General features: G+C 36.3%; 2 protein-coding genes. Both read right to left on the bottom strand.

Going from position 1 to position 2733, the window contains the following annotated elements; all coding sequences use genetic code 11:
- Positions 1-125 precede the first annotated feature (125 nt).
- Positions 126-2003 carry a group II intron reverse transcriptase/maturase gene (gene ltrA, locus D1953_RS18525; RefSeq protein ID WP_245980256.1) on the bottom strand — a complete coding sequence of 626 codons (1878 nt, stop codon included), beginning with the start codon at positions 2001-2003 and terminating at the stop codon, positions 126-128.
- Positions 2004-2076: 73 nt separating this feature from the next.
- Positions 2077-2208 (bottom strand): hypothetical protein, encoded by a 132-nt coding sequence (locus D1953_RS22025; RefSeq protein ID WP_281271578.1) that lies wholly within the window; start codon positions 2206-2208, stop codon positions 2077-2079.
- Between the last annotated feature and the right edge of the window lie 525 nt (positions 2209-2733).

Here is a 2733-nt window from a genome sequence, read left to right as displayed (position 1 = left end):
ATAGTGATAGGTAAGAGCCATCCTCATCATTCAGCTTTTGCAAACTAAATATGTTAGGAGCTCTTTTCCCCCACTTCACACCGTACGTGAAGGTTTCCCATCATACGGCGTTCCATCATATATAGCTATGTTAAAGGTCGAAGTTTTTCTCTATACAAAAGAATCTTTTTTGTTTCTTTTGTTCCAAGATTTATGTCTAGTTCACTGTGTATAAGATTATGACACCTCATACACAAACTTATTAAATTATCCACCTTATTAATTTTATCTAAAGGAAGGTATGGTCTTTTATGATGTGTTTCAAGGTTTTCACTGTTCAAGACTTCTCCACATACATTACATTTGCATTTATCTCTATTTAAGGCATATGCCCTATTTAGAACAAATTCAAAATTATAAATTGGTTCAGTCATACCTTTAGCTATATACCTTGCGTACTGTTTCGAAAGAATTCCATCCGCACGAGCTAACGGATTTTTCGTCTTTGTACGTTTATCATAAAGTTGTCTTCCTTTAAATGTATAAGGTGTTTCTTCCTGACGTTTGTTATATGCCATGTCCCACTTACAAAATAATAAGCTTGTTACCCCAATTTTCAACCCTTTATATTTTATAGTCGGTATTTTTGTCGTATAGTTCTTATGGACAGAATGGAGGTTATCGACTTCGTTTGCTGGAAACCATTCGACAGATAGCCTTCTACTTTTTTCAAGGGAAAAATAAACTTTTCTATCTAAGTTGTAGTTGTACTTATTCATCACTATATTTACCCATGTTGCTGTTTGATAATAATTTATGATTCCTCTAACCATGGAGTTGTAGTTCAGAATGTCGTTAATAAGCCACTCAGTTGAGGTTGAATATCTCAATTTGAATGCCTCTTTATATAACTTTTTTAACTTAAGCTTTAGTTTACTTTCATCGGGTTTTATTCTACTTATTACTTTTTTCCTTGCTTTTTTATCAGGGATTAACTTCATTTCAAATCCAAGAAATTTGATACCTTTTTGCTTCATATTTGTTATCAATGTTTTTTCGTCTGATAATCGAAGCTTTAGGTTTGTTCCTAGATATTTTGAAATTCGTCTTTTCCATTTTTCTGCATTCGCTTTTGTGTTTGTTATTAGCACCCAATCATCAGCATATCTTACAAAATAAGCTGGTTTTAAGTTTGTACGTTGTAAACTTTTAAGTTTGTTTCCTCTTTCGCTATATTCCCTTTTCGTCCTCTTTTGCTCCCATTCTCGAACAATCCATTCATCGAGTTTATGAAGATAGGCGTTTGCAAGTAATGGTGATATAATACCACCTTGCGGAGTTCCTATTTCATTTTTGTGTATTTCATTCATTATTCCTGCTTTAAGCATTTTCTTAATAATCATTAGCACTCTTTGGTCTCTTATCCCCATATTCCATAATTTCTTAACTAAGATACTATGGTTTACTTCATCGAAGAATTTACTGATATCTCCTTCAATAACCCATTTATATCCGGTTGATTGCGTCATATGAGTTGTACGTGCTATCGCATGTTTTGCTTCACGCATTGGTCTAAAACCATACGAGTGATTAAAGAATTGCGCTTCAAGAATCGGTTCAATGATTTGTTTTACACATTGTTGAACAACTCGGTCAATAATTGTAGGAATTCCTAAAGGACGTTTTTCTTTCTTTCCCAGTTTTTCAATCATTTTTCTTCTAACCGGTTTAGGTTTATAGTCATCAAGAAGTTTTTGAACTCTTTGTATTACTACGTCATAACCTACTTCTAAGATATGTTTTTGCATAATTTCGCCATCACTACCAGGTGTTCTGCTTCCTTTATTGCCTTTAATTTTATGGATGGCTGTCATTATGTTTGATACACTTTTGATTGGTTCTAGCAAATGCTTTATTCTTGGATTTTCTCCTGATGCTAGGGCTTTTTTTGCTATGGCATATAATTCATCTTGGAATTTCCTTAAATCTGATTCCGTGTGCGGATAGATAAGTTCTTGAGCCAATACAACCACCACCTTTGGCTTTGTATTGGAGTTAACCAGTTATGCCCATCGGCTTCCTTATCAGACTTCGACTTCAACTAGCTTTCATATGACTATGCCCCTTCGCTCCACAAGCATTACCCTGTTTCAACACTACTACGGGCTGCTGCCCTACAGATTCAACAGTCATTTCCTCCTGTTTAGGAACATCTGGTCTTACACCCATTGCCATTTCCTTCTGTAGTTCCTCTGTTCCCTATATCTTAGCTTTACATAGATGCCTTAGCCTCCTACTCTGACCCGTCAGCCACCTTTTTGCCCTCGATTGGATGGACGCAAGGCTTCAATCCTTTATAGGTATTGATGTCGTTATCGCAAAGCCAGAATACGATAACCACGACTGAACCCCAATGATGGGGCACGTGCCTTCATTTAAGCACGTTCCGAACTTACGAGCCGTACATCCGCAGGTTCGTTCCAATGTTCTATGAACATTCTCTAGGCATAGCATCTTTATAGCACCCCGACTACTTATAACCGTCTCAGGTTATGTTTTCGCCGACTTCAGCGAGCTCTCGTACACTTATCATGTAAGCAATAAATGCACGTCGCAGGGCTTAGGCAAGATTTCCAATCTTAAATCAAGGAAAGGATTTTCACCTTTCTTATCAGATATAGAGTTAGGTAATTTAATTACCCCTCACTTTTACTGTTCATTTCTGAATCAGATTGTGTGAGAACAGAGCACACC

It is taken from the genome of Peribacillus asahii, assembly GCF_003570725.1.
GTDB lineage: Bacteria > Bacillota > Bacilli > Bacillales > DSM-1321 > Peribacillus > Peribacillus asahii.
The sequence above is the reverse complement of the archived record's forward strand: the minus strand, read 5'-3'. Positions and strand labels throughout refer to the sequence as shown.

Excerpts from the sequence above, each read along its gene's own strand:
- D1953_RS22025 (WP_281271578.1), bottom strand. The coding sequence starts at position 2,208 with ATGGGTGTAAGACCAGATGTTCCTAAACAGGAGGAAATGACTGTTGAA.